Below are 24313 nucleotides of genomic sequence, written 5' to 3'. Positions count from 1 at the left end.
GAGGGCGCGGCCAGGCGTCCTCTGCCCGGTCGCCGTGCCGGGGCACAGGCTGCCGCCGCAGCTGACGGCGAACGGAATCGGCGCTTAATCTGCGCCCCGCAGCTGACGGCGAACGGAACCGGCGCCGGGGCAGCATCGCCGCGCCGGGGCAAAGGCTGCTGCCGCAGCTGACGGCGAACGGAACCAGCCCCCCGGTCCCCCAACCCAATCACATCTCTTCGCGACCACGTAAACGGTTGCGGAGTTCCGTTCGCTGCAGATAGAATATGTGACAATTGTCACAAAATAACTGAATCCTATTGCAACACTTTTTGACAAATGTGATGAAAATCTATTTTCTATCGCTCTGTTACAGGCACATTACGCGGGCCTGAAGGCTGGCAGTCAGCACGCGTTATTGCCGCATACTGCTCAATACCCGGGAACGTACTCATTCGATCGTGGCATCTCTGCGGCGATCCTCAGCAAGTGGTCAAACAATAATGAAATTTAAATCGTTGATAGCAGGTGCATTACTGATTGGTAGCGGAATGGGCGCAGCGCAGGCAGAGAGCGACCCGCAATATCTGTCTGACTGGTGGCATCAGAGCGTAAACGTGGTGGGCAGCACCCACACCCGTTTCGGGCCGCAGTTTAATAACGATGTCTACCTGGAATATGAAGCCTTTACCAAACAGGAGTGGTTCGATTTTTACGGCTACATCGATTTGCCAAACTTCTTCGGTGCGGGCAACAGCAACGCCAATGGCATCTTCGATCACGGCACGCCGCTGTTTATGGAAATTGAGCCGCGCCTGTCGCTCGACAAACTGGCGGGCACCAGCCTGGCATTCGGTCCGTTTAAAGAGTGGTTCTTTGCCAACAACTATATCTACGATATGGGCCGCAACAGTGACAACCGGCAGAATACCTGGTATATGGGTCTCGGTACCGATATCGACACCCACAGCGATGTCGGTCTCTCGCTTAACGTTTACGCCAAATATCAGTGGGAAAACTACGGTGCGGCCAACGAGAACAGCTGGGATGGTTACCGCTTCAAGGTAAAATACTTTGTGCCAATTACCGACCTGTGGGGCGGCAAGCTGAGCTATATCGGCTTTACCAACTTTGACTGGGGCTCCGATCTGCGCGATAAATCTGACCGCTCGCGCACCAGCAACTCTGTTGCCTCAAGCCATATTTTATCGCTGAACTACGATCACTGGCACGTCTCTGCCGTGGCGCGTTATTTCCATAACGGCGGTCAGTGGGCGGATGGTCAGGAGCTGAATTTTGGCAATGGCCCGTTTGAAGTGAAATCAACCGGCTGGGGTTACTATCTGGTGGCAGGTTACAACTTCTAAGTGCGGCAGTTTTGCCCCGCCGGATGCAGCGCCGGAGGGGCAAAAACAGAGGCGTTAATCCTGCGATTTCACGACGTTGATGCGCCACGGAATGTTGAACTTATCGATAAACATGCCGAAGCCGTCTGACCAGAATGTTTTCTGCCATTCGGTCGTGATTTTGCCGCCGGCAGAGAGTTTATCAAACCACTCTTTGCCCTCTTTCTCATCGGTGGTTGCCAGGCTTACCGCATAACCAGCGTGCTCGGATGCCGGTGGCTTGCTGGTATCGCCGTCGCTCAGCATCAGCTCGCCCTGACCAATCTGCAGATGTGCATGCATGATTTTTTCCGGTGGCAGCGGCGGTGCGGATTTATCGCCCACCTGCTCTCCCTGCTCCGGATTATCGCCGAAGGTCATTTTTTGCAGCACTTTGCCGCCGGTGGCCTGCAGGTAAAATTCGATGGCTTCTTCACAGCGACCATACAGAAACAAATAAGGACTTACTTGCATCGTTCCCTCCGCTTATCAGTTAGTGAGCTTTTGCACTCACCACTAAGTGTAGACGATCGCGTTCAGCCCCCGCCCGCCCTGGCTTTAACTGATTCGCCGCTGTTTTTCGCCCATAAAAAATCCGGGCACCAGGCCCGGATAATTAACGCACCGCAGGCGCGCTTATTTCTCTAATGCGTGGATATCCGCGCTGCCCTGATAAGGCTGTACCGTTTTATCCTTACGCTGTTTCGCCACGTCGCCAGCCGTTACGCGGGTGGTAACGCCGTTGCCCCAGCTGCTGCGAATAAAGTTCACCACGTCCGCAACCTGCTGGTCGCTGAGACGCCAGCCAAACGCCGGCATGGTGATGGCCGTTGGTGCGCCCTTCACGCCCGGCAGCGTACCGCCCACCAGCACAATGTGAATCAGCGAAGCTGGATCGTCAGCCATCACGACCGGATTGCCGCGCAGCGCCGGATAGAAACGCTGATAGCCTGAACCATCAGTTTTATGGCAGGCAGCACAGCTGTCCACATAGACTGACGCGCCCGGCTGGCTATCATCGCCGTGCCACAGCGCTTTCGCTACCGTATCATCCGGAGTAAATACCGCCTGCTGCGGATCTTTGGCGCCCAGCGACTTCAGGTACTTCGCAATCGCGCTGATATCCTCATCGCTGAGGTGCTGCAGGCTGTGTTCAACCACCTCGGTCATACCGCCAAACGCCGCGGTGTGATCGTTACGGCCAAAGCGCAGGAACTGCTTCAGCTCCTCTTCGCTCCAGCGGCCCAGCCCGTCACGGTTGTCGCCGCGCAGATTGCTGGCGGTCCAGCCATCGATCGGTGCGTTGCTGCCGGCAAGGTAGTCGCTGCCGTCACCGTTATTCAGCGCCTTCTCCTGCATCGTAATGCTGCGCGGCGTATGGCACGCTCCGCAGTGTCCGAGTCCTTCAACCAGATAGCGTCCGCGCGCCAGCGCCGGATCTTCCTGTGCGGCGGGCTGGAACGCTTTCACGTCCGGCGCAAAGATGCCGCGCCAGATCGCCAGCGGCCAGCGCATGGAGAGCGGCCAGGGAATGTCGCTCTCTTTGTTCGCCTGGCTGACCGGCGCCACGCCGTGCATAAAATAAGCGTAAAGCGCTTTCATATCCTCATCGCTGACAACCGCGTAAGAGGGATAAGGCATTGCCGGATAGAGCGTATCGCCATTTTTCGCTACGCCATGACGCACCGCTTTCTGAAAGTCGTCATAGCTGTAGTCACCAATGCCGGTCGCTTTATCGGGGGTGATATTGGTGGAGTAGATTGTGCCAATCGGTGTCGCCATTGCCAGTCCGCCGGCAAACGGCTTGCCGCCGGCCGCGCTATGGCAGGCCACGCAGTCCCCGGCGCGCGCCAGATATTCACCGCGTTTGATCAGCGATTCAGCGGCCACATCGTCAGCCAGCGCGCTGAACGTCAGGGTGCCCAGCATCAGGGCCAAAACTGATTTCATCATCGTCATGTTCCTTATGCCTGTACCAGCGGTCCCGGGTTTTTCAGATACTGTTCGCGGATCGCCCTCGCTGACCAGTAGCTCAGTGCAGCGACCATACCGGTCGGGTTATAGCCCAGCCCCTGCGGGAAAGCTGACGCCCCCGGCACAAAGACGTTGGGCACATCCCAGCTCTGCAGATAGCGGTTGACCGCGCTGGTCTGCGGATCTTCACCCATGATCGCACCGCCACTCATATGCGTGGTCTGATAGGAGGTCGTATCAAAATGGGTTCCCGGCGCTTTGGCGGAGCCGATGATGGTTTTCGGGTTCATCGCCTCGGTGATTTTGCGCATCTTGCCAATCATAAACTGCGCCATTTTGATGTCGTTATCCTGCCAGTCAAAGGTCATACGCAGCAGCGGCTGGCCGTACGCATCTTTATAGTTGGGATCGAGATCGAGATAGTTAGCGCGATAGGACTGGTGCGCGCCGTGCGCATCCATGGAAACATGGTGCGTATAGGTATCGGCTACCGCCGCTTTCCACTGGCTGCCCCAGCCTGGCGTACCGGCTGGCACCGGCACGCCGGAGATAGGCTTGGTGCCGGCCTGGTTAACCCAGAAAGGAGACCCGCCGACAAAACCGTGCGGCCCGTGATCAAAGTTGTCCGCGTTAAAATCATCTACCGCCACACCTGCCCCGCCTGCGCCGATAAACGGGTTGGTGGTGGTGTTTTTATCAAACAGCGCTTTTAGCGTTGAGAGATTCTGATAGGCGAAGTTGCGTCCCACCACGCCCTCATTAGTGATCGGATTGTAAGGTTTGCCAATCCCGGAGAGCAGCATCAGATGAACATTGTGGAACTGGAAGGCGGAGAGGATCACCAGATCGGCCGGCTGCACCACTTCACGTCCCTGACCATCAAGGTAGGTCACGCCGGTAGCGCGCTTTTTATCATCGGTCAGATTGACGCGCAGAACGTATGAATTGTTGCGCAGCTCAAACTTCGGCTCCTGACGCAGCGCCGGCAGGATATTGACGTTAGGCGACGCTTTGGAATACATGTAGCAGGCGTAGCCGCTGCAGAAGCCGCAGAAGTTGCACGGCCCCATCTGTGCACCGTAGGTATTGGTGTAGGGCCCGGAGGTGTTCGCTGATGGCATATCATAAGGGTGATAGCCAACCGACTCCGCCGCCTGCGCAAACAGCTGCGCAGAGTAAGTACGCTTCTGTGCCGGCAGCGGAAAGTCGCTGGAGCGATCCGGCGCAAACGGGTTACCGCCGTGTGCGTTATTGACCACTTTGCCCTTGATTGACCAGGCGCTGCCGGAGGTGCCAAATACCTTCTCCGCTTTGTCGAAGAATGGCTCCAGCTCATCGTAGCTGACGCCAAAATCCTGAATGGTCATGCCTTCCGGAATAAAGCTTTTGCCGTAGCGCTGCTCATAATGGCTGCGCAGATTCAGCTCAACCGGATCGACGCGGAAATGCACGCCGGACCAGTGCAGGCCCGCACCGCCGGTGCCGGTGCCGGGCAGAAAAGCGGCCAGCTGACGATAAGGCACCGCGGTCTGCGACGCATCGTGACGGATGGTCACGGTGCTTTTAGAGAGATCCTGAAACAGCTTTTTGCGAACGTTGTAGGTCAGTTCATCAATCGACTGCGGGTAAGAGCCGTCCGGATAGGTATCGCGATGCGGACCGCGCTCCAGCGCAACGACGTTAAGACCCGCTTCGGTCAGCTCTTTCGCCATAATGGCGCCTGCCCAGCCAAACCCCACAATCACTGCATCAATTTTTTTTAATTCGTTTGCCACGCTTACGCCCTCGCTCCGCGAATATCGACTGACGGGAACGGATAACGTTCACCGCGCTCTACCCAATCCATAAAGTCGGCGCGGGCGCCCGGGAAGCCAATCAGCTTCCAGCCCACCATGCCCTGGTTGCCGCCATGAATCGGGTCGCAGAAAAAGCCTTCGCGGGTATTCTGCAGCAGGTAAGAGAAAAAGGTTTTTGCCGGCAGCTGGGCAAACTCAGCCTTGCCGGTTTCAAACGCGCTCAGCAGCGCATCCTGCTGTTCGCCGCTCAGGCTGGCGAACACCTTGCCATGCTGTTTCTGACTCCAGGCGTCGGCGTCGGCAATGCCTAAGCGATAAATCTGCTGCGGCACCAGCGGCAGCTGGTAGCCGAGCTCTTTCGGCATATCCGGGTGAAAAGGCCCCTGCATATACCAGTTGCTGCCGGTGGCGTACGGCGTATTCATCTGACGATCGATAAATTCCGGTACGCCTGCTTCCAGCGCGCCCGGACCGCGCTCGTCGCTGGGGATCAGCCGCGCCACGGCGGCGGTGATGAAGGCAAACTCTTCGGCGGTAAACCAGCCTGGCTGATAGTCGCGTGCCGGCTGCGCTGGCGCGGCTGCATCGCTGGCGGCGGCGGCAGGTGCCACCAGCGCGCCCATAGCGGTTGAGCCGACCGCCATAGCGGGTGCGAGAGTGATCGTCCTCAGCAGGAAATCACGACGTGAATGACCCTTTTTTTGTTCTGACATGACATTGCCTCAGTACCACATATAATGCGGCATGGAAGGTTAAGTAGTTGCGTTGTAATGGTTTTTATTCTTGACTTAAGGGATACAGCACGTTTGTTACCGGTAACAAAGTGACAATTGTAACACCGAAACGGCGAGTAATTTAGTTTTACGAAACAATTACGCACAAAATACTTAACATTTTCCCGCGCTGGTTTACATTCCAGCGGCGGGATTGTCATGCTCAGAAACAACCCACTACAGACAGATAAACAGAAATAACGGTATAAACGTGTCTACACCACAGCGGAGTGCTTATGTTTAAATCCTTTTTTCCGCGGCCCGGCGCATTTTTCAGCTCGGCAGCGATTTGGAGTGTGCTTGTTATCTTTGCCTGGTTTGGCTTTTTCAGCGATCTGCCGGCGCGCTGGCCCGCACTGCAGGCCGCGATGCAGCAGCCGCTGCCAACCAATGCCAGCCGGTTTATTCACGCCAGCCAGCTCTGGTTTTACGGCTACTACTGGTCAGCGGTTGCGCTGTTTGCCCTGGCGTGGATGATAATCGATCGCCATCCGTGGCAGCGCTGGTCGGTCTGGGGCACGGCGCTCATCATCTTCGTCACCTGGTTCAACGTCCAGGTCAACGTGGCAGTCAACGCCTGGTATGAGCCGTTTTACGATCTGATCCAGAAAGCGCTGACCAAAGCGGGCGCCGTACAGATCACCCAGTTTTACAGCGAGATCAGCGACTTTCTCGGCATTGCGCTTATCGCCGTGACGATCCTGGTCGCCAACGTCTTTTTTATCAGCCACTGGATTTTCCGCTGGCGTACCGCGATGAACAGCTATTACATGCACAACTGGCAGCGTCTGCGGCATGTGGAGGGGGCAGCTCAGCGTGTGCAGGAAGATACGATGCGTTTCTCCACCACGCTGGAGGACTGGGGCGTCAGCTTTATTAAGGCGATCATGACGCTGGTAGCGTTCCTGCCGGTGCTGCTGGCGCTGTCGAAACATGTGAAAGATATTCCGATTCTCGGTTCAATACCCTATGGCCTGGTGATCGCCGCTATCCTCTGGTCGGTGTTCGGCACTGCGCTGCTGGCGCTGGTCGGCATTAAGCTGCCGGGACTGGAGTTCCGCAATCAGCGGGTGGAAGCGGCCTATCGAAAAGAGCTGGTTTATGGCGAAGACGATCCGACGCGCGCGTCACCGCCAACGGTACAGGCGCTGTTCAGCCGGGTGCGCTACAACTATTTCCGGCTCTACTTCCACTACCTCTATTTCAACGTCACGCGCTTTCTCTACCTGCAGGTAGATAATGTATTTGGCGTGTTTCTGCTGTTTCCGGCGATCGTGGCCGGTGCGCTGACGCTGGGCCTGATGAATCAGATCCTTAACGTGTTTGACCAGGTACGCTCCTCCTTCCAGTATCTGATCACCTCCTGGTCAACGCTGGTCGAGCTGATGTCTATCTACAAGCGTCTGCGCAGCTTTGAGCAGATCCTGCAGGATATCCCGCATCAGGAGATGCTGCGCGAGGCGGCGAAAGAGCCAGCCGGCGAGTAACGGCGTCCTGCGCCCGCCTTCTGCATTGCCGGGAAGACGGGCGCAGCTCACCGCGGTGTCACTCTGGCAGGCAACTCAGCCTGCCATCACCTGAAACACCTTCTCTACCGCATACGCACCGGGATCTTTTACCCCATCCAGACTCTGCTGGTTGAGATAGGCTGAGCGTCCCGCTTTCGCACTGTTCATCTGCGCCGTGGCCTCTGCGCCCTGCGCCGCCGCCTGAGCGGCAGCTGTCAGTGATTCGCCCGCCACCAGTTTTTCCAGCGCCGGCTGCAGCGCATCAATCAGCGTGCGGTCGCCCGGCTGCGCGCCGCCATAGTGCTTCATGCGCTCCAGCCCCTGCATCAGCGCCTCCGGCAGTGAGCTGCCCTCTTCCAGATGCTGTCCGGCGGAGGTAAACAGAATGGACATCAGTACGCCGCTGGAGCCGCCCATCGCGCCTGCCAGCTGCTCGCCAATCAGCGCAATCAGCGTCGGCAGCTCGTTTAGCGGCAGCTGCTTCTCCTGCAGCGCGCGCTGAATACGTTTTGCACCCGCAGCAAACGTGGAGCCGGTATCACCATCGCCAACCTTTGCGTCCAGCGCATTCAGTTCACTTTCCAGATCGATGAGCGTCTGCGTCACGCGCGTGATCCAGCCCGCCACCTCATCATTTTCTGAGGGATCAAAGTCAAGCGCGCTGCTGACTTTCTCCGCCGTCTGCAGATTGATGGGCGCAAACTCATAGGGCGCAACCCAGCCCTGCACCTGCACCGGTGCCTGCAGCGCCAGCAGGAACGGCTCTTCCAGCGCCAGCACGGATAACGAGAAGCCTTTCATATCCAGCGCGCTGACCAGCGTAGCGGGACCGATAAGATGGGTAATACGCGCGGCCAGCGGCGTGCGCAGGACTTCGCGCGTCAGCAGCGCCAGCTCCAGCTGCGAAAAACCGCCTAAATTGTTGATAAGTAACAGCGCCTGCTTACCATCCGGCAGCGCCTGCGCCAGTTTATCCGTCATCAGGCCGGTAATTTTTCCGCTGTCCTGCGTATCCAGCGTAACGACCCCCGGCTCGCCGTGAATGCCCATACCGAGCTCACTGTGGCCTGGCGCCACGCGCGCTTCGCGCTTCTCACCCGGAAGATGGCAGGTCGCAAATGCCAGACCAATAGAGGAAGTGGCTTCAATCGCCCGCTGCGCCAGCGCCTTTACCTCCTGCAGTGAATGTCCGTGTTCAGCCGCATAGCCCGCAATTTTATGCACCAGTGCAGTGCCGGCGAGACCGCGCGGCTGCGGGTTCTCAGGCAGCGCAATATCATCCTCGACCATGACCAGTTCAACGTGATAGCCCAGGTTTTTGGCTTTCTCAGCCGCCAGACCAAAATTAAGGCGATCCCCGGTGTAGTTTTTAACGATCAGCAGACAGCCCGCGTCACCGGTCACGTTGATAATGGCGTTAAGCACCGCCTCCACGCTGGGCGAGGCGAAAATATCGCCACAGACGGCCGCCGTCAGCATCCCTTTGCCGACAAACCCGGCGTGCGCCGGCTCATGGCCCGATCCGCCACCTGAGATCAGCGCCACTCTGCTTTTATCCCAGTCTGAACGCACCACAATGCGGATCTCATCGCCCAAATCGAGACGACGCAGGTTACGCCACGGCGTGCTGAGTAAAATACCTTCGATGGCTTCGTTAACCAGATCGTTCTTTTCATGCATAAAAAACTGGCTCATCGCTTTTTTCCCCCTGGTGTAGTTGTCACTAAAGGTAGCGCATCTGTGCAGAAAACCGTCAAAGCAAAGCGCGGAAATGCAAAGGGCGGCACACGCCGCCCCTGAATCAGAAAAAGCCCTGCCGCTGCACCTTAGCCGTGCTGCCTGACGCGCGTATAGATGGTTACCGCCGCCAGCAGCATCATGACGCCGCTTGCCATAAAGACGCCGCCCGCGCCCTGCAGGTCAAACATCCAGCCGCCGGCCGCCGCGCCCGCCGTGATCGCCAGCTGAATGGTCGCCACCAGCAGTCCACCGCCCGACTCTGCATCATCAGGCACGGCACGCGAAATCCACGCTGACCAGCCGGTAGGCATCGAGCCAAATGCCAGTCCCCATAGCGCCACACCGGCCCCTACCAGCCACGGCAACTGCGCCATCGCAGAGAGTACCACCGCCGTCACGCTCATCAGCAGCGCCATCCCGGTCAGCGTCAGCGAGACGCTGCGCGTAACCAGCACGCCCGCCAGCGAGGTGCCAAAGAAGTTAGCTATTCCAAACGCCAGCAGCGCGAGCGACAGCTGATTAACGTTAAGCTGCGCGCTGCCTTCCAGATAAGGTCGCAGGTAGGTAAAGAAAGCAAAATGGCCGGTAAACATCAGGATCACCGCCAGCATGCCCCAGCGCATAACGCCCTGCCGCAGCAGATCAAGCACGCCGCCGCTTTGCGTCCGGTTTTCCGGTGGCATTGCCGGCAGCGTGAAGAACTGCCACAGCAGCGCCAGTACACCCAGCAGCCCCGTCATCAGAAAAATGTTGCGCCAGCCAATCACATCGCCGAGATAGCTGCCGAGCGGTGCCGCAATAATTGTCGCCAGCGAGATGCCGCTAAAGACAATCGATAGCGCGCGCGGCACCTGCTCCGCCGGCACCAGTCGCATGGTGATGGCGGTTGACAGCGTCCAGAAGCCGCCAATCGCCATACCCAGCAGCACGCGCGCCAGCAGGATCATCGGCAGACTGTCCGCCAGCGCCACCAGCAGCGCCGAGGCGATAAGCAGCAGGGTAAATGCCAGCATCACCAGACGGCGATCGAACCGCCGCGTAAGCGTACCGATTACCAGGCTGGTGAGCAGCGCAACCAGCGCGGTCACCGTCACCGTCTGCCCCGCCTGACCTTCGCTGACCTGCAGCGACGCGGCTATCGGCGTCAGCAGGCTGACCGGCAGGAACTCAGCGGTGATCAGGCCAAACACGCCAAACGCCATGGCAAATACCGCGCCCCACGCGGGTTTTTCTGCCACCGCACCGGTGGCTGTCAGTTCACTTTCCAGACTCATTTGCGATCCCCATCACAAAAAAATAGTTTCGCTAAGGATAGAGCGCTGCAACAAGACGATCTATGATACAGAAAGTTTATTAGTTGATAATTCGTCTGGATTGCGATGAGCCGTTATGAAGATTTAACCAGCGAGCTGCTGATGGGCATGCGCCTGTACGGCGTAAAATATCAGCGTATTGCGCTGCATGCGCCTTTTGGCCTGCAGTATGACGACGCGCCTGGCCGGGCGCAGCTGCATTTTGTCGGGCGCGGTACGCTGCTGCTGCGCGCCGCTTCCGGTACGATCTACCCGCTGCAGGCGGGCGATGCATTACTGATCCCGCATGGAAAAGCGCATGCGCTGGTCTCAGATGAGACGGCGCACTGTGAACCGATCACCACGTTTAACAGTAAGCCTATCTGCCCCAGCGTCTGCGCGATCAACGATGCGGCGGATGCCGATCTCTGTCCGGCGGATAGCGACGTGATCCTGTTCAGCGCCTGCATGGCGTTTGAACTGGGCGGTATGCAGCCGCTGGTACATACCATGCCAGATGTCATGCTGGTCAGCACCCTGCTGGGACAGTATCCGGAAATCCAGCCGATTCTGGATGCGATGGAGCGGGAAACCCGCCAGCGCAAAGCGGGCTTCGCCGGTATTCTGTCGCGGCTGGCGGATGTGGTGGCCGCGCAGATCGTGCGCGGCTGGGTAGAGAATGGCTGCGGCGCCGGCAGCGGTCTGGTTCAGGCGCTGCGCGATCCGCGCCTGAGCCTGGCGATGGCGGCGATGCACCGTGCGCCGGGAGAAAACTGGACGGTAGAGCGGCTGGCGCGTGCGTCCGGCAGTTCGCGATCGGTGTTTGCTGCCCGCTTTCAGAACGCCACCGGCATGACGCCGCTGCGCTATCTTACCGAACTGCGTATGCGGCTGGCGAAAGAGCGTATTGAGCAGGGCGAGGCGGTAGAGAGCATCGCGTTTGAGCTTGGTTACGGGTCGCTGGCTGCGTTCAGCCGCGCCTTTAAACGGATAACGGGCACGTCACCCGGCGCGCTGCGCGCCGGGCGGGAAGTGGCGTAAGCGTTAGCGGAAGACGCTAATCGCCTCAACCAGACGGTTCGCCTGATGCGCCATGCGGGCTGAGGCTTCTGCGCCTTCAGCCACGCGCGCGGCGTTTTGATGGGTGATATCATCCAGATCTTCTACCGCCGTACTCACCTCGCTCAGCGCCGTGGCCTGCTCGGCGGTGGCTGCGCTGATCTGCGCAATCAGCGTCGTCACGTTCTGCACCTGGCTGACAATATCCTGCATGGTGCGGCCCGCGGCTGCCGCATAGTCGTTGCCTGACGCTACGCGGCTGGCGCTGGTCTCCACCAGCGTCTTAATTTCGCTGGCGGCTTTTGCGCTGCGCTGCGCGAGGTTGCGCACTTCACCCGCAACCACGGCAAACCCTTTGCCCTGCTCACCGGCCCGCGCCGCCTCTACCGCCGCATTGAGCGCGAGGATATTGGTCTGAAAGGCGATACTGTCAATCACGCTGGTGATGCTGGCGATGCGCTTCGCACTGTCGGCGATATCGCCCATCATGCCCGCCATCTCCTGCATCACCTCGCCACCTTTGATGGCGGCGTGGCTGGTGGTGCCCGACAGCGTATTGACCTCGCTGGCGGTTTCCGTGTTGCTCTTCACGGTGGCCGTCATCTCATTCATGGTGGCGGCCGTCTGCTGCACGTTAGCGGCTGCCTGTTCGGTACGACGGGAGAGCTCACTGTTGCTGCGCGCCATCGCATCACTGGCGCTGAGAACGTTGATCGCCTGGCCGCTAACGTCATCCACCAGCCAGCGGAACATCAGCCCCAGCTGACCAATGGCGCGCAGCGTCATGCCGATTTCATCCACGCGATCGGGCTGATCGACTTTATGGCTGTTGCCGGTCGCCACGCTCAGCGCCTGCTGGCACATCCGCTCGATGGGGCGTGAAATTTGCTGCTCCAGCCAGAGGCTCGCCAGCAGCAAACAGAGCGCCGTCGCAACGCTGAAGCCGCCGAGTGCCAGCCCCGTCAGGCCTGCCCCCCAGGCGCTGCCCGCGACCAGCGGCAGCAGCAGCGCCAGCGCTGAACGAATGCGCCAGCGCAGCGGCAGCGTTTTCAGCAGTGACGTGGCGCGGCGCCAGCCGCTGCCGATAATCAACCCTTTATAGAAGCAGCGTCCTTTGCTGCGCCCTTCGCGGAAATCGCGGTACAGGGCCTCAGCCTGCTGCACTTCTGCTGCTGCAGGTTTGGTCCGTACCGACATATAGCCGCGCACGCATCCTTCGCGTACCACCGGCACCGCATTGGCCCGTACCCAGTAGTGATCGCCATTCTTACGCCGGTTTTTCACCAGCGCGCTCCAGGGCTGCCCCTGTTTCAGGGTATGCCACATATCGGCAAACGCTTCGGATGGCATATCCGGATGGCGCACTATGTTATGGGGCTGGCCGTTTACTTCTTCCGGCGTGAAGCCGCTGACCTCAATAAAAGCGTCATTGGCGTAGGTGATATGGCTGCTGAGATCGGTAGTCGACATCAGCGTTGCATCGTCATCGAAAACGAATTCACGCTGTGTAATAGGCTGGTTATTGCGCATACAGAGATCCCTGGTCAATTCAGGCTGATAAACATTATTCCGGATCTATCGGCTGATTAGCGGAACGACTTAAGCGCTGATGATTTAATTCTTGCTGCTAAAAAAGAGCAATTTTAATAAGGCATTGTATTTAATAGTTAAAATGGATGAATGAAAACAGGATTATGCGTTGCGGCTCACACCATTATTTAGCCAAAATGGAGGAAACAGAAAATATTTACGGGCGCAGCAGCGCCCGCAACGGGCGTTAACCCAAATCGATATTTTTCATGCCCCACCACCAGGTGAAGAGAAACCCGCCCGTCCAGGCGACCAGCAGACCGGCAAGATAGACCGCCATGCCGGCAAAAATGCCCTGTGCTGACGTCATCAGCGGCAGCGTCACCAGGCCGGAGGGGCCAAACACCGTATTCATCCCTACCGGCAGGCCGAGCCAGGCCACCAGACCGATAAAGAAGCCGCCCAGTGCACCCCCGCAGCAGGCGGTGATAAAAGGCTTGAGGCGCGGTAGCGTGACCCCGTAAATCAGCGGTTCCCCGACGCCCAGCAGCCCCGGCACAATGGCTCCTTTGATCTGGCTGCGCAGCAGCGACGTTTTTCCAGCTTTGCACCACAGCGCCAGCGAGGCGCCGACCTGCCCCGCTCCCGCCATAGCCAGTATGGGAAACAGCGAATTAAAGCCCTGCGTCTCCATCAGCGCGAAATAGACCGGAATAAAGCCCTGGTGGATACCAAACATCACCGCAATTAGAAACAGCCCGGCCAGGATGGCACAGCCAAACGGGTTGTTATTAAGGTGAATAAACAGCCATGACATGCCTTTAAACAGTTCCCCTCCTACCGGCATAATGAGCAGAAACGTCACGGCGCCGGTAATCAGCAGCGTCAGCAGCGAGGTAAGGATCATATCCAGATTATCGGGAATGATTTTACGCAGCTGCTTCTCTGTCCATGCACCAAATATCGCGGCCAGCAGCACGCCGATAATATTGCCGCGCGGATCGATCGTCAGCCCGAAAAAGTTCTCCATCCCGCTGTAGTACCCGACGGTGGCTTCCGGGCTGTAGCCGAGCACAAACAGCGAGGCGATAATCGCGCCGTTGACGCCGGTGCCGCCAAACGCTTTCTGCGCGTTATAGCCAATCAGAATGCTGAGAAAGGTAAACAGTCCTTTGCCAAACACTTTCATGTAGGCCACGGTCGCCAGCAGCCACGGGGCGTGCTCACCCGGCTGATTAAGGTGAAACAGCTGCTCAGTCAGGGTGGCAAAGCCGAGCAGCAGGCCAGCGCCGATAAAGCCCGGAATAAGCGGCGTAAAAATGGTGGCAAAGCAGGCGAGAAAGCGGTGCAGCGCACTGCTCTGTTTCGCTTTTATCTGCTGCTTTTGTGCCCGGGCGATGGTCTGCAGATCCTGCGCCGGCGCGCCTTCATTGAGCAATAGCTGCATCTTTTCCGCTGCGGTTTGCGCCTTGCCCGGCCCCAGAACAATCTGCAGCTGGGCGTCGCTGACAATCACACCCAGTACGCCCGGCAGCTGTTTCAGCCGGGGGCTATCCGCCAGCGCAGCATTCACCAGCGTCAGGCGCAGGCGGGTCATGCAGTTGCCGCACATCGCTACGTTATCCGGCCCGCCTACGGCCCGCAGAATATCGCGCAGCAGCGTTTCAGTGATTGCGGCCATCAGCGTACTCCCGGGTCACGTAACGCGGCGCGGATAAACCCGCGATTCTGATCCAGCAGCGCGCGCGCCTCTTCCGCCGTCAGGCCCGCCAGCACCATAACGATAGCGGTTTTGCAGTGGCCGCCGCACGCCGTCAGCGCCTGCTGAGCCGTGGCGTCGTCGCATTCGGTGGCCTGCTTAACAATGTTTATCTGACGCTGAACCAGTTTCTGATTGGTGGCTTCCACGTCCACCATCAGGTTGCCATACACCTTGCCGCTGCGGATCATCGCGCCGGTGCTCAGCATATTCAGCACCAGTTTCTGTGCCGTGCCTGCCTTCATACGCGACGAGCCGGTGACGATCTCCGGCCCCACAATTGGCGTCAGCGCGACATCAGCCGCCTGCGCCATCGCGCTGTCGGGATTGCAGGTCAGCGCGGCGGTAAACGCGCCCTGTTCACGTGCGTAAGCGAGCGCGCCCAGCACATAGGGGGTGCGGCCGCTGGCCGCAATTCCGACCAGCACGTCCCGGGAGCTGAAACCGATATCCGCCAGATCCTGTGCACCCCGTTCGGCGTTATCTTCCGCATTCTCTACCGCCTGCAGGATCGCCGTATGCCCGCCGGCAATCAGCCCTACCACCTGACCGCGCGGCGTACCAAAAGTAGGCGGACACTCACTGGCATCCAGGATACCGAGCCGGCCGGAGGTACCGGCGCCGCAGTAAATCAGTCGTCCGCCCTGGCTAAAGGCGTGCGCAATCGCCTCCGTAACCTGTGCGATCTGCGGCACAATCGCCTCTACCGCCAGCGCCACTTTTTTATCTTCATCATTAATGACGCGCAGCATCGCCTCCGTGCTGAGCTCGTCAATATTCTGGCTGGCCGGATTGCGGCTCTCGGTGATCATTTTGTTGAGATCAAGGGTCATATTACGCTCCTGCGAATGAATAATTTATTCTGAAAAATTTATACCACAAAGAATTGTTAATTCATGTGCAGCGGCGCAGAATTTTTTGTTTTCACGTCTGCAGGCATAAAAAAACCCGCCAGCGGCGGGTTTTATTCTGCTCAGGAACGACTCAGGTGGCGCTTTGCGTACGCAGTTGCAGCTCGTAGGCAGCAGCCTGCTTAGCATCAAACTGATTTTCCCAGCGCGCAATAACCAGCACAGCGAGCGCATTTCCTACCACGTTCAGCGCCGTACGCGCCATATCCATGATGCGGTCAACGCCTGCGATAAACGCCAGCCCTTCAAGCGGGATACCCACACTGCCCAGCGTTGCCAGTAGCACCACGAAGGAGACGCCCGGCACACCGGCAATCCCTTTTGAGGTTACCATCAGCGTCAGCACCAGGATGATCTCATCGGTCAGCGACAGGTCAATGCCGTAAAGCTGAGCAATAAAGATGGCGGCAATACTCTGATAGAGCGTAGAGCCATCCAGGTTGAAGGAGTAGCCGGTTGGCACCACAAAGCTGGTTATCGCTTTCGGCGCACCATACGCCTCCATCTTCTGCATAATGCGCGGCAGCACCGTCTCTGAACTGGAGGTAGAGTAGGCCAGAATCAGCTCATCTTTCAGAATACGCATCAGGGTCGTAATACGCAGCTTGCAGAAGCGCGCGACCGCACCGAGCACGACAAAGGCGAAAAACAGGATGGCGGCATAGACCAGCAGCACCAGTTTCGCCAGCGGGTAGAGCGATGCAAAACCGAAGTTCGCAATGGTCACCGCAATCAGTGCAAATACGCCCACCGGCGCATACCGCATGATCATGTGAGTCACTTTGAACATGGTTTCTGATACCGAGCGGAACAGGCCGACCAGCGGATCGCGATGTTCCGACGGCAGCGCCGACAGACCCAGGCCGAACAGCACCGAGAAGAAAATAATCGGCAACATATCGCCTTTAACCAGCGAGGCGAAGATGTTCTGCGGGATCAGCGACAGAATGGTGCTGACCAGGCCATGAGGCGCGCCCTGAACCGCTTCGGTGGTAGCTTCATATTTAGAGATGTCCACCGTTGCCAGCGTTGACATATCAATGCCGCTGCCGGGTTGGAATACGTTAGCCAGCGTGATGCCGACCACAATGGCAATGGTGGTGATCACTTCAAAATAGATAATGGTTTTCACCCCGATACGCCCGAGTTTTTTCGCGTCCCCGACGCCGGCAATGCCAACAATCAGCGAGGAAATAACAATCGGCACCACAATCATCTTGATCAGATGAATGAAGATATCACCGGCAGGGGTAAGTATATTGGTGATTAACCATTCACGATCGTCTGGCTGATTATGCAGCACGGTTCCTACAATAATGCCGAGGATCAGGGCAATCAGGATCTGCCAGGCGAGGGTGAGTTTAAAACCTTTCATAACGCGTTATTTCCTCAGTTAAAACCCCTTTGCTCTGCTGCGAAGGTGCAGGAGATGATACACACAGGGAAGTGAGCAAAAGCCCGATAAAATAGAGGGTTATAATGGGCTGTATTCCGCTTTGTTCTGCCGGCGGTTTGCACCAGCGCAAGGATACAGCCTGAGTTGATACCTGCTGAACAGCGGCCAGATAAGTACCATTTTCACTGCGGTAAATGCAACCCCCGGCGCGATAGCTTAAATCGTGCGCAGCTCAGTAGCATAAAATGCTGCTGAGACCCTGTGGCTATAACCCGCTGTTATGAAAAGCGTTAATTCGATAATTTTCCGCATAGCTATTCAGATTTGACGATTTTTCCGCCCGGCGCGTTTGCCTAACATTTAATCACAAAAACATCTATTGCCTGCTGAATGCCGCTTTCAGTACGCCGTTTTTTTGCCGCAAAAAGCGCCGTTTTTACGCCCTTTACCGCGTGCCGGCAGGCCGTGATCCAGACTGCAAAACCGAAACAAAGCCCTGGCCCCCTCTTCAATTAACCTTTGATTGACATATGATTAACATCTTCAAGGAGGTCAGCCATGAGCCAAATTCACAAGCATCCTGTACCCGCTGCCATTGCAGCGAACGCCCTGATTAATGCCGACGAGTATGCGGCGCGCTATCAGCAGTCCGTGGACGATCCTGACACTTTCTGGGGTGAGCAGGGAAAAATTCTCGACTGGATCACGCCTTACAGCACGGTGAAAAATACCTCGTTTGCGCCGGGCAATATCTCTATTCGCTGGTATGAAGATGGCATGCTGAATCTTGCGGCTAACTGCCTGGATCGCCATCTGGCAACGCGGGGCGATCGTCCGGCCATTATCTGGGAAGGGGATGACGCCAGTGAAAGTAAAACGCTGACTTTCCGTGAGCTGCACGCTGACGTCTGCCGCATGGCAAATGTATTAACGCAGCTTGAGATTAAAAAAGGCGATGTGGTGGCCATTTATATGCCGATGGTGCCGGAGGCCGCTGTTGCCATGCTGGCCTGCGCGCGCATTGGCGCCGTGCACTCGGTGATTTTTGGCGGCTTTTCGCCGGAAGCCGTGGCGGGACGCGTGGTCGACAGCAACGCGAAGCTGGTGATCACGGCGGATGAAGGTATCCGCGCCGGACGCGCCATTCCGCTGAAAAAGAATGTTGATGACGCGCTGGCTAATCCGCTGGTGACCAGCGTGAAGAATGTGATCGTATTTCAGCGCACCGGAAAAAATACAGAGTGGCATGAGGGACGCGATCTCTGGTGGCACGATCTGGTCAGCCAGGCCAGCGCAGAGCACGAAGCGGTGGCGGTTGAAGCGGAACATCCGCTATTTATTCTGTACACCTCCGGTTCGACCGGCAAGCCAAAAGGCGTATTGCATACCACCGGCGGCTATCTGGTCTATGCGGCCAGCACCTTTAAATATGTCTTTGATTACCATGACGACGACGTTTACTGGTGCACCGCAGACGTCGGCTGGATCACCGGTCACAGCTATCTGCTCTATGGGCCGCTGGCCTGTGGCGCAACCACGCTGATGTTTGAAGGGGTGCCCAACTGGCCGAAGCCGAGCCGGATGGCGGAAGTCGTCGACAAGCACAACGTTACCCTGCTCTATACGGCGCCCACCGCGATTCGCGCGCTGATGGCCGAAGGCGACCGGGCGATTGAAGGCACCCGACGCAGCAGCCTGCGCATCATGGGCTCCGTGGGTGAGCCGATCAATCCGGAAGCCTGGGAGTGGTATTACAAAAAGATTGGCGACAGCCGCTGTCCGATTGTCGATACCTGGTGGCAGACTGAAACCGGCGGCTTTATGATCACGCCGCTGCCGGGCGCAACCGAGCTGAAAGCGGGCTCGGCCACCAAACCGTTCTTCGGCGTACAGCCGGCGCTGGTGGATAACGAAGGCAATCAGCTTGAGGGCGCAACCGAGGGTAATCTGGTTATTAATGATTCCTGGCCTGGTCAGGCGCGCACGCTGTTTGGCGATCATGAACGCTTTGAACAGACCTACTTCTCCACGTTTAAGCATCGCTACTTCAGCGGTGACGGCGCGCGACGCGATGAAGATGGCTACTACTGGATCACCGGACGCGTGGATGATGTCCTGAACGTTTCCGGACACCGGCTGGGCACGGCAGAGATTGAGTCCGCGCTGGTTTCACATCCGAAAATTGCTGAAGCGGCCGTGGTCGGTATTCCGCACAGCATTAAAGGGCAGGCTATTTACGCCTATATCACCCTGAATCAGGGCGAAGAGCCGTCAGCGGAGCTGTATACGGAAGTGCGCAACTGGGTACGCAAAGAGATCGGCCCTATCGCCACGCCGGACGTGCTGCACTGGACCGACTCGCTGCCGAAAACCCGCTCCGGTAAAATTATGCGACGTATTCTGCGCAAAATTGCAGCGGGCGATACCAGCAACTTTGGCGATACCTCTACGCTGGCCGATCCAGGTGTAGTAGAGAAATTACTGGAGGAGAAGCAGTCGATCGCCATGCCGTAATCGTTGCCCTTATCAGCGGAGAGCATCAGCCTGTCCCCGGCAGGCTTCTCTCCGTTAGTTCACCTTACGCCGTATGCTGTTCACCATCGCACAACCCTGATAACCAGAATATTCAATCCGTTAAATCACATTAATGTGAGATTTCCGTCTGCTTTGCCTCTGGAGAAACTGTGATGAATGACACCCTGAATCAACAGGAAGCCGTCTGGCAACAAATAGAAAATAACCCCCGTTTTCAGGAGCTGGTTCACAAGCGCCAGGCTTTTGCGCTGCTGCTGAGCATTATTATGCTGGTCCTGTATGTCGGGTTTATCCTGCTGATCGCGTTTGCGCCCGGCTGGCTCGGCACGCCGCTGCATGCCGGTACCAATGTGACGCGCGGTATTCCAATTGGCGTGGGCCTGATTGTGGTCTCTTTCCTGCTTACCGGCGTCTATGTCTGGCGCGCAAATGGCGAGTTTGATCGCCTGACCAAACAGATCGTCAGCGAGGTAAAATCATGAAGCGCGCGCTCCCGATTCTGCTGGCGCTGGCGCCAGCGGGCGTACTGGCGGCCGATGCGCTGACCGGCGACGTCCAGCAGCAGGCGACCAACTATGAAGCGATAATCATGTTTGTGGTGTTTGTCGCGTTCACGCTGGGTATTACCTGGTGGGCATCAAAGCGTACCCGCTCACGCAGCGACTACTACACCGCAGGCGGCAATATTACCGGCTTCCAGAATGGGCTGGCGATGGCGGGCGATTTTATGTCAGCCGCCTCATTTCTCGGTATCTCCGCGCTGGTCTATACCTCGGGCTATGACGGGCTGATCTATTCGCTCGGCTTTCTCGTCGGCTGGCCGATGATCCTGTTTCTGATCGCTGAGCGGTTGCGCAATCTCGGACGCTATACCTTTGCCGATGTCGCCTCCTACCGGCTGCAGCAGAAACCGATCCGCACCCTCTCCGCCTGCGGTTCGCTGGTGGTGGTTGCGCTCTATCTGATTGCACAGATGGTGGGAGCCGGCAAGCTTATCCAGCTGCTGTTCGGCCTTGATTATCATATCGCCGTGGTGCTGGTTGGCATTCTGATGGTGCTCTATGTTCTGTTCGGCGGCATGCTCGCGACTACCTGGGTGCAGATCATTAAAGCGGTGCTGCTGCTGTTCGGTGCCAGCTTCATGGCGATTATGGTAATGAAAGCCACCGGTTTTAGCTTTAATACGCTGTTTACGGAGGCGATGGCGGTCCACCCTAAAGGCGCGGCGATTATGCAGCCCGGCGGACTGGTGAAAGATCCTATCTCCGCCCTGTCGCTGGGGCTGGGGCTGATGTTTGGTACAGCGGGACTGCCACATATTCTGATGCGCTTCTTTACCGTGGCGGATGCGCGCGAGGCGCGTAAAAGCGTGTTCTGGGCCACCGGCTTTATGGGTTACTTCTATTTCCTGACCTTTATTATCGGCTTTGGTGCGATTCTGCTGGTAGGTGCAAACCCGCTGTTTAAAGACGCCAGCGGCGCCCTGATTGGCGGCACCAATATGGCAGCGGTGCATCTGTCGAATGCGGTAGGCGGCAGCCTGTTCCTCGGCTTTATCTCGGCGGTGGCTTTCGCCACGATTCTGGCCGTTGTCGCCGGGCTGACGCTGGCGGGCGCGTCGGCAGTATCGCACGATCTCTACGCCAGCGTGATCCGTAAAGGTCAGGCAACGGAGCGTGAAGAGCTGCGCGTCTCTAAAATTACCGTGCTGGTGCTGGGTGTGGTTGCCATTGCGCTGGGGATCCTGTTTGAGAAGCAGAACATCGCCTTTATGGTCGGTCTGGCCTTCTCTATTGCCGCCAGCTGCAATTTCCCGATTATTTTGCTCTCCATGTACTGGTCGAAGCTCACCACACGCGGCGCGATGGTGGGCGGCTGGCTGGGACTGCTGACGGCGGTGGTGCTGATGATTCTGGGTCCTACCGTCTGGGTTCAGGTGCTGGGTCACGCTACGCCGATCTATCCTTACGAGTACCCGGCGCTGTTCTCCATGCTGGTCGCTTTTGTCTGCACCTGGTTCTTTTCCATCACCGATCACTCCGCTCAGGGCGCACAGGAGCGCGCACGGTTCCGCGGACAGTTTATTCGTTCGCAAACCGGTGTTGGTATTTCACAGGGAAAATCACACTGATCGCAGGCGCACCGAGTTCGACACGGACGCCATAAATGGCGACCGTACGGGGTGACGTAGGGGGCGCATTTATGCGCCCCTGGTTTATTGCGCGCGCGGTATCAACCGCCATAAATGGCGTCATCCATTCACGTGCGGGAATTGGCCAGGGCGCCATAAATGGCGCCCCTACGGAGGTGATGTAGGGGGCGCATTAATGCGCCCCTGGTTTATTGCGCGCGCGGTATCAACCGCCATAAATGACGTCATTCAGTTACGTGCGGACGTCGACCAGGGCGCCATAAATGGCGCCCCTACGGGGTAACGTAGGGGGCGCATTAATGCGCCCCTGGTTTATTGCACGCGCGGTATCAACCGCCATAAATGGCGTCATTCAGTCACGTGCGGGAATCGACCAGGGCGTCATGAATGACGTCATTGGATCCAATGCGGGAATCGGCACGGTCGCCATAAATGGCGTCATTCAGTCACGTGCGGGAATTAACACGGGCGCCATAAATGGCGCCCCTACGGGGTGACGTAGGGGGCGCATTAATGCGCCCCTGGTTTATTGCGCGCGCGGTATCAACCGCCATAAATGGCGTCATTCAATCACGGGCGGGAATTGACACGGGCGTCATAAATGACGTCATTCAATCACGTGCAGACGTCGACCAGGGCGCCATAAATGGCGCCCCTACGGGGTAACGTAGGGGGCGCATTAATGCGCCCCTGGTTTGCAGCGGCAGATCAGAAGCGGAGTGAGGCACCTACGTATGGGCCATCTACCAGCACGTTATCTTTGCGGCTGCCTTTGTTGTTCAGCTCGATATACTGGTAGCCCACGCGCAGGTTCAGCAGTGAAACTGGCGTAAAGCTCAGGCCGCCTGACGCTTCCTGATAGCTGTCCAGGCGATCGGAAAACGCCTCTGGCGCATAATAATATTCACCATACAGGCCCCACATGCTGTTGAAGCTGTACTGTGCGCCTGCACCCACGGCGATGGTGAAGCCATCACGGCCATCTTCCGGATGTGTAAACAGCGCTTTTGCCGTCGGCGCGACGCGCAGATCGCCAACATCGATGTTATAGCCCAGACCTGCACCGTAGGTGCTGCCGTCATGGTCGCTGCGCAGCCAGTTACCTTTCAGAAACAGACCCGGAGAGGTGGTACCGAGGCCAAGGTTCAGGTTGGTGCTGTGCTCACCCACGTCAACACTGCCCTCAATCGCCTGTACGCTACCGCTCAGCAGTGCAAGGCCCAAAACGCTTCCGGTAACAAGTTGCTTGATCATGCTAATCCACTCCATGAAGTAAAAAATAAGTCGGCGCAAAGAGTAGTTAGCATAGTCGTCAGACACAACTTTTATTGGAAACCTTTACGTAAAATTAAATTACAACGGGAACGATTTATCGATAAACGTGTCATGCGTGCCACAGCAGATGGCTCAGAAGCGGCGCCAGCAGAACCGTGACGACGCCCGAAAGCATCATCACCAGGCTGGATACCACGCCCTCCTGCTGACCAATCTGATAGGCGCGCGCAGTTCCGGCACCGTGAGAGGCGGCACCCAGCCCGGCGCCTTTCGCCACTCCCTGTTTTATCGCGATGCGCAGAAAAAGAATATCCCCTGCCGCCATGCCAAATACGCCTGTGATCACCACAAACAGCGCCACCAGATCGGGCTGTCCGCCCATCGGACCGGCGGCGGCCAGCGCAAATGGCGTGGTGATTGAACGCACGGCCAGACTACGCTGAATACTCTCCGGCAGCGCCAGTAACCGCGCCAGCCAGACTGAGCTGCAGACGGCAACCGTGGTAGCGCACAGGACCCCTGCGCTCAGCGACAGCCAGTGACGCCGGATGAGCGCCATGTTTTCGTATACCGGCACAGCAAATGCCAGCGTGGCGGGTCCCAGCAGCCAGAGCAGCCAGTGACTCTCCGCAATATAGTTTTGCCAGCTGATATGCGTAATAAGCAGCAGGCCGACCAGTACCAGCGGCGTCAGCACCAGCGGCATCAGCATCAGTCGCCGCCAGCGCCGGTAGAGACGCTTGTTGAGGTAATAGACCAGCAGGGTGAATGCCAGACAAAGCAGACTGATGATGGCGTTACTCATGGATATCCTGCCTGCGTGCCGCACGCGCCATTTCAAACCGGTAGAGGCGATCAACCACCAGCGATGTGACCGCCAGCACCAGCAGTGTGCTGATCGCAATCACGATAAAAATACGCCATCCCTCACTGCGCAGCAGATCGCTGTAATTGACTACCGCCACCACCGCCGGAATAAAAAACAGCAGCATTTCAGCCAGCAGCCAGTTTGCCCCGGCACGGACCCAGCCCAGCGGCAACACGCGCAACACAATCAATAACAGCAGCACAACCATGCCGAGTACATTTGCCGGCAGCGGCAGATGCAGCCAGCGCACCAGAAGATCGCAGACGCTGAATAGCCCGATATAAAGCAGCAGCTGCAGCGGCAGTATCAGATGTTGTAACAGACGGGGGCGCGGATTGATGGCGGCAGCCATGGCGATCTCCGGTAATAAATATGAGAAAT

19 protein-coding genes are annotated in these 24313 nt (G+C 57.7%); 6 read left to right on the top strand and 13 right to left on the bottom strand.

Annotation, left to right across the window (positions count from 1 at the left end):
- Positions 1-482 precede the first annotated feature (482 nt).
- Entirely contained in the window at positions 483-1346 is an 864-nt protein-coding gene (locus tag AC2CF9_RS15495; protein ID WP_039382084.1) for a nucleoside-specific channel-forming protein Tsx, read from the top strand.
- A gap of 54 nt (positions 1347-1400) precedes the next feature.
- Here the strand turns inward: AC2CF9_RS15495 and yjdN are convergent, their stop codons facing one another.
- The 4 genes from yjdN to AC2CF9_RS15475 all read right to left on the bottom strand — a co-directional run bounded on the left by yjdN (position 1401) and on the right by AC2CF9_RS15475 (position 5847).
- Positions 1401-1838, bottom strand: coding sequence for a VOC family metalloprotein YjdN (gene yjdN, locus AC2CF9_RS15490; RefSeq protein WP_039382083.1), 438 nt, complete (start codon positions 1836-1838; stop codon positions 1401-1403).
- 162 nt (positions 1839-2000) lie between these two features.
- Positions 2001-3317 carry a c-type cytochrome gene (locus AC2CF9_RS15485; protein WP_039382082.1) on the bottom strand — a complete coding sequence of 439 codons (1317 nt, stop codon included), beginning with the start codon at positions 3315-3317 and terminating at the stop codon, positions 2001-2003.
- 11 nt (positions 3318-3328) lie between these two features.
- Positions 3329-5113 carry a GMC family oxidoreductase gene (locus AC2CF9_RS15480; protein WP_150018233.1) on the bottom strand — a complete coding sequence of 595 codons (1785 nt, stop codon included), beginning with the start codon at positions 5111-5113 and terminating at the stop codon, positions 3329-3331.
- A 2-nt stretch (positions 5114-5115) separates the two neighbouring features.
- Positions 5116-5847: a gluconate 2-dehydrogenase subunit 3 family protein gene (locus AC2CF9_RS15475; protein WP_150018232.1), complete on the bottom strand. Its 732-nt coding sequence runs from the start codon at positions 5845-5847 to the stop codon at positions 5116-5118.
- Positions 5848-6143: 296 nt separating this feature from the next.
- Between AC2CF9_RS15475 and sbmA the strand changes: the two genes are divergently transcribed.
- Positions 6144-7394, top strand: a complete 1251-nt coding sequence (gene sbmA / locus AC2CF9_RS15470) for a peptide antibiotic transporter SbmA (protein ID WP_150018231.1) — start codon at positions 6144-6146, stop codon at positions 7392-7394.
- 75 nt (positions 7395-7469) lie between these two features.
- On the opposite strand, the gene AC2CF9_RS15465 is transcribed toward sbmA, so the two are convergent.
- Complete coding sequence (locus AC2CF9_RS15465) at positions 7470-9110, bottom strand: dihydroxyacetone kinase subunit DhaK (protein WP_484557397.1); 1641 nt, start codon at positions 9108-9110, stop codon at positions 7470-7472.
- A 131-nt stretch (positions 9111-9241) separates the two neighbouring features.
- Entirely contained in the window at positions 9242-10429 is a 1188-nt protein-coding gene (locus AC2CF9_RS15460; protein ID WP_484557396.1) for an MFS transporter, read from the bottom strand.
- A 105-nt stretch (positions 10430-10534) separates the two neighbouring features.
- Here AC2CF9_RS15460 and AC2CF9_RS15455 point away from each other — a divergent pair, with 105 nt between their 5' ends.
- Positions 10535-11488, top strand: a complete 954-nt coding sequence (locus AC2CF9_RS15455) for an AraC family transcriptional regulator (RefSeq protein ID WP_150018228.1) — start codon at positions 10535-10537, stop codon at positions 11486-11488.
- A 3-nt stretch (positions 11489-11491) separates the two neighbouring features.
- Here AC2CF9_RS15455 and AC2CF9_RS15450 read toward each other — a convergent pair whose 3' ends face one another.
- The 4 genes from AC2CF9_RS15450 to gltP form a co-directional block, all read right to left on the bottom strand.
- Positions 11492-13036, bottom strand: a complete 1545-nt coding sequence (locus AC2CF9_RS15450) for a methyl-accepting chemotaxis protein (protein ID WP_484557395.1) — start codon at positions 13034-13036, stop codon at positions 11492-11494.
- Positions 13037-13283: 247 nt separating this feature from the next.
- Positions 13284-14717 (bottom strand): PTS N-acetylmuramic acid transporter subunit IIBC, encoded by a 1434-nt coding sequence (murP, locus tag AC2CF9_RS15445; protein ID WP_484557394.1) that lies wholly within the window; start codon positions 14715-14717, stop codon positions 13284-13286.
- The gene (gene murQ / locus AC2CF9_RS15440; protein WP_484557393.1) at positions 14717-15628 is read right to left on the bottom strand and encodes an N-acetylmuramic acid 6-phosphate etherase; all 912 of its coding nucleotides are present in this window, start codon (positions 15626-15628) and stop codon (positions 14717-14719) included. The genes murP and murQ overlap by 1 nt, the downstream gene beginning before the upstream one ends.
- A gap of 151 nt (positions 15629-15779) precedes the next feature.
- A complete protein-coding gene (gene gltP, locus AC2CF9_RS15435) occupies positions 15780-17081 on the bottom strand; it encodes a glutamate/aspartate:proton symporter GltP (protein ID WP_065650335.1) in 1302 nt (433 codons plus the stop codon).
- Positions 17082-17660: 579 nt separating this feature from the next.
- Between gltP and acs the strand changes: the two genes are divergently transcribed.
- The 3 genes from acs (at position 17661) to AC2CF9_RS15420 (ending at position 21768) form a co-directional block, all read left to right on the top strand.
- Entirely contained in the window at positions 17661-19616 is a 1956-nt protein-coding gene (gene acs / locus AC2CF9_RS15430) for an acetate--CoA ligase (RefSeq protein WP_150018224.1), read from the top strand.
- Between the two features lie 173 nt (positions 19617-19789).
- Positions 19790-20119, top strand: coding sequence for a DUF485 domain-containing protein (locus AC2CF9_RS15425; RefSeq protein WP_039382048.1), 330 nt, complete (start codon positions 19790-19792; stop codon positions 20117-20119).
- Positions 20116-21768: a cation acetate symporter gene (locus AC2CF9_RS15420; RefSeq protein ID WP_484557392.1), complete on the top strand. Its 1653-nt coding sequence runs from the start codon at positions 20116-20118 to the stop codon at positions 21766-21768. The genes AC2CF9_RS15425 and AC2CF9_RS15420 overlap by 4 nt, the downstream gene beginning before the upstream one ends.
- A 729-nt stretch (positions 21769-22497) precedes the next feature.
- Here the strand turns inward: AC2CF9_RS15420 and AC2CF9_RS15415 are convergent.
- The 3 genes from AC2CF9_RS15415 to AC2CF9_RS15405 form a co-directional block, all read right to left on the bottom strand.
- Positions 22498-23043 carry a YfaZ family outer membrane protein gene (locus tag AC2CF9_RS15415; RefSeq protein WP_039382044.1) on the bottom strand — a complete coding sequence of 182 codons (546 nt, stop codon included), beginning with the start codon at positions 23041-23043 and terminating at the stop codon, positions 22498-22500.
- Positions 23044-23173: 130 nt separating this feature from the next.
- Positions 23174-23869, bottom strand: coding sequence for an LrgB family protein (locus tag AC2CF9_RS15410; RefSeq protein WP_150018222.1), 696 nt, complete (start codon positions 23867-23869; stop codon positions 23174-23176).
- Positions 23862-24284, bottom strand: a complete 423-nt coding sequence (locus AC2CF9_RS15405) for a CidA/LrgA family protein (RefSeq protein ID WP_039382038.1) — start codon at positions 24282-24284, stop codon at positions 23862-23864. The genes AC2CF9_RS15410 and AC2CF9_RS15405 overlap by 8 nt, the downstream gene beginning before the upstream one ends.
- Positions 24285-24313 lie beyond the last annotated feature (29 nt).

This window comes from Pantoea sp. SYBGC1 (genome assembly GCF_057197005.1).
Note: the sequence above shows the minus strand (reverse complement) of the source record. Positions and strands in the feature narration are given on the sequence as shown.